Raw genomic sequence first — 3,805 nt, forward strand, 5'->3', positions numbered from 1 at the left:
CAGTTCTGCACCAATCCCGGCATCGCGGTGGTGATTGACGGCCCCGACGCTGATCGTTTCACCACAGCCGCCAAAACCGCGTTGGAACAGGTCGCACCGCAAACCATGCTGACGCCCGGCATCGCCGCTGCCTATCATCAGGGCGAGACGCGCTTTTCCGGCGCTACCGGCGTCAAACCTGTGCTTGCCGCGACCAGCGAAGGCCGCAAGGCGAGCCCTAATCTCTATGAGACTACCGGGGCTGCGTTTGCCGCAAATCACGATCTGGCTGAGGAAGTGTTCGGCCCGCTTGGCCTGATTATCCGGGTCGGTTCGGTCGATGAGATGCGCGACATTGCCAAGGGCTTTGCCGGGCAATTGACAGCGACGCTGCATATGGACGCCGGTGATCTGGAGGCCGCGCGCAGCTTGCGCCCGGTGTTGGAGCGCAAGGCAGGCCGCGTGTTGGTCAACGGCTTTCCGACCGGGGTGGAAGTTGAGGATGCTCAGGTGCATGGCGGTCCTTATCCTGCCAGCACCAATTTCGGGGCAACCAGCGTCGGCACCTTGTCGATCCGCCGCTTTCTGCGGCCCGTCGCTTACCAGAACATGCCTGCGGAATTGTTGCCCGAGGTTTGACTTCGGGGCCAAAGCCTTTATCCTCGGCGGCGCGCGTTCGGTGTGAATACCGGGTCGGAGGTTGAATCCTCCGCCCGATCCCGGTGGGTATGGTGCGAATATACTTGTTGTATATTCAAATTATTCTGTCTTGCGCCGCATGCGTCCGAGTCACATAGTCGAACCATCAACGAATCAAAAACGACCAAAAAACCAAGGGAGAGACACGAATGAAGAAATCCGTTCTGCTGGGCGGCCTGTTTGCCGCAACCTGCTTTGCTGTCACCGCCAACACCGCAAGCGCCGATATGCTTGACGATATTATTGCCTCGGGCACATTGCGTTGCGCCGTTGTGCTGGATTTCCCGCCGATGGGGATGCGCGATGCCAACAACAACCCCGAAGGGTTTGACGTTGATTATTGCAACGACCTTGCCAAAGCCCTCGGCGTAAAAGCCGAAATCGTCGAAACCCCATTCCCCGAGCGTATTCCTGCCCTGATGGGTGGCCGGGTTGACGTGGGCGTCGCCTCCACTTCCGACACGCTGGAGCGGGCGAAAACCGTTGGCTTCTCTATCCCATACTATGCCTTTGAAAATGCCGTTGTCGGCAATGACAAGGCCGGGATGAAAACCTGGGAAGACATGAAGGGCAAGACCGTGGGCGCCACCGCTGGCACCTATGAAGCGATCTGGATGGAAGGCAAGATCAAGGAATGGGGCACCGGCGAATTCCGTCCGTACCAGACCCAAGCCGATGTTTTCCTTGCACTGAGCCAAGGCCAGATTGAAGCGACGGTATCAACGGTTGAAGTGGCCGAAGCCAATGTGAAATCGGGCAAGTTCCCCGGCATCGCCATTGTCGACAAGGCACCGATGGTTCCGGATTATGTAGGTCTGTTCACGATGCGTCAGGAATACGGGTTGATCAATTACCTCAACCTGTTCGTGAACCAGCAGGTCCGCACCGGGCGCTATGCAGAACTGTACAAAAAGTGGGTGGGCGAAGGCAAACCCGCAGACCTGTCGATTTCCGGCGTCTATCGCTGATCTTTCGCCGATACCGGGGCGCGTGGAACATCCCACGCGCCCTTTCTGCTCTGGCTGAAAAGAGGTGGCGATGTTCTCCTATACCTTCCAATGGAATCAGGCGCTCGCCCGACTTCCGCAGATGCTTGAAGGCGCAGTGGTCACGATGGAAGTGGCCATTCTGTCGATGGTGCTCGGCATCATCTTTGCCATCACGTTGACCGGGTTCCGGCTGTCCGGTAATAAATTTCTGAACGGGATCGCGGTTACCTGGGTCGAGATTGCCCGCAACACGCCCGCATTGTTCCAGATCTATATGGCGCATTTCGGCGTTGCCAGTTTCGGTATCCATTTCAGCCCGTTCACCTCGCTCCTGATCGGCATCACCTTCAACAATGCGGGCTATCTGGCGGAAAACTTCCGCGGCGCGCTGAAAGCGATCCCTGACACCCAAACCCGCGCGGCCCGATCTTTGGGGATGCCGGCGATCATGGCATTCAACAATGTCATCTTGCCGCAAATGCTGCGGATATCTTTCTTGCCGATGTCGAACCAGATGGTTTGGGCGGTGCTGATGACTTCGCTCGGGGTGACGGTGGGCATGAACTACGACCTTTACGGTGTGACGCAGGATTTGAACGCGCTGACCTTCCGCACGTTTGAGCTGTTCGCGATTGCAGCGGTGATTTTCTACATCATCGTCAAGATCATCAACTTTGGCGCCCGGCTGATCGCAGCCCGCCTCTTTCGGTATTGAGGGGGGAGCAGATGTTTCATACGTCAATGTCTTGGGCTGATGTGATTTTCCTCGCGCAAGGCGCGTGGATGACCATCCTCGTCACGGTCATATCGGTCTTTCTCGGCACCATTTTCGGCATCTTTTTCGGGGTGCTGCGCTATCAGGTCGGCCCTTGGTGGGGCGCGCCGGTGACCTTTGTGCTGGATATTTTCCGCTCGATTCCGCTGCTGATCCAGCTTGTGCTGGTCAATGCGTTTCTGGGCATCGTTCTGCGCCTGCAAATATCGGGCTTCACGGTCGCGTGCGGGGTGTTGACCTTCTACACCGCCGCTTATTGCTCTGAAATCGTGCGGGGCGGGATTGAGGCGGTGCCGTTCACCACCCGCCGCGCGTCGCGCTCGCTTGGTCTGACCTGGTTGCAGGACATGCGCTATATCGTCGGCCCCCTTGCAACCCGTGTCGCCTTACCGTCGTGGATTGGCTTGGCGTTGGGCGTGATGAAAGACTCCGCACTGGTCTACGTGGTGCAGGTGACCGAACTTTTGAAATCGACGCAGATATTGATCACCCGCCTGCAAGAACCGCTGTTCCTGCTGACGATCGGCGGGTTGTTCTACTTCGTCATCAGCTTCCCAATCGCCCGTTTGGGGGGGTATCTGGAAAAACGGTGGTCCAATGATTGAGATAAAAGACGTTTACAAATCCTTCGGCGCGTTGGAGGTGCTCAAAGGCATCAACCTGACGGTCGACAAGGGTGAGGTGTTGTCCGTCATTGGCGGTTCAGGCTCCGGCAAATCCACGCTTTTGACCTGTATCAACGGGTTGGAACCGATTAATTCCGGCAAGATCCTTGTGGATGGCACCGAGGTTCACGCCAAATCCACCGATCTCAACAAATTGCGTCGCAAAATCGGCATCGTGTTCCAGCAGTTCAACGCTTTTCCGCATTTGACAGTGTTGGAAAACGTCACCCTCGCCCCGCGCAAGGTGCTGGGGATGGGCAAGCCCGAGGCGGAGGAAATTGCTGTCAAGCAGTTGGAGGCGGTGGGCCTTGGTGAAAAGGCGGGCGTGTATCCCGGCCGTCTGTCGGGTGGGCAGCAACAGCGGATGTCGATTGCGCGGGCGCTTGCGATGTCACCCAGCTATATGCTGTTTGATGAAGTGACCTCCGCACTTGACCCGCAACTTGTGGGTGAGGTGCTGGACACGCTGAAAATGCTGGCGGACAAAGGCATGACCATGATCTGCGTCACCCATGAGATGAGCTTTGCGCGCGATGTTTCCGACCGCGTTGCTTTTTTCCACAAGGGCATCATGGCCGAGATTGCACCGCCGGATCAGTTTTTCAACGCACCGCAGCATCCCGAAACCCAAGCGTTTCTATCCAACATTCGTTAGCGAAAGCCAAAGACCATGACATCGGCAGAAGTCGTCGTTGTGG

Annotated in this window: 4 protein-coding genes and 1 pseudogene; all 5 read left to right on the plus strand. The window is 57.2% G+C overall.

Annotated elements, in window-relative coordinates; genetic code table 11:
• Positions 1-618 (plus strand): annotated as a pseudogene (locus L0H65_RS16090) (aldehyde dehydrogenase (NADP(+))); the annotation flags it as partial.
• Between the two features lie 209 nt (positions 619-827).
• On the plus strand, positions 828-1,646 hold the full coding sequence (locus tag L0H65_RS16095; protein WP_301460153.1) for a transporter substrate-binding domain-containing protein: 819 nt from the start codon (positions 828-830) through the stop codon (positions 1,644-1,646).
• Between the two features lie 70 nt (positions 1,647-1,716).
• Complete coding sequence (locus tag L0H65_RS16100; RefSeq protein ID WP_301460154.1) at positions 1,717-2,382, plus strand: amino acid ABC transporter permease; 666 nt, start codon at positions 1,717-1,719, stop codon at positions 2,380-2,382.
• A gap of 11 nt (positions 2,383-2,393) precedes the next feature.
• Positions 2,394-3,047 carry an amino acid ABC transporter permease gene (locus tag L0H65_RS16105; protein WP_301460156.1) on the plus strand — a complete coding sequence of 218 codons (654 nt, stop codon included), beginning with the start codon at positions 2,394-2,396 and terminating at the stop codon, positions 3,045-3,047.
• Complete coding sequence (locus tag L0H65_RS16110; RefSeq protein ID WP_301460158.1) at positions 3,040-3,762, plus strand: amino acid ABC transporter ATP-binding protein; 723 nt, start codon at positions 3,040-3,042, stop codon at positions 3,760-3,762. The genes L0H65_RS16105 and L0H65_RS16110 overlap by 8 nt, the downstream gene beginning before the upstream one ends.
• The last annotated feature ends 43 nt before the right edge of the window (positions 3,763-3,805 follow it).

The organism is Pseudorhodobacter sp. (assembly GCF_030452865.1).
Taxonomy (GTDB): domain Bacteria; phylum Pseudomonadota; class Alphaproteobacteria; order Rhodobacterales; family Rhodobacteraceae; genus Pseudorhodobacter.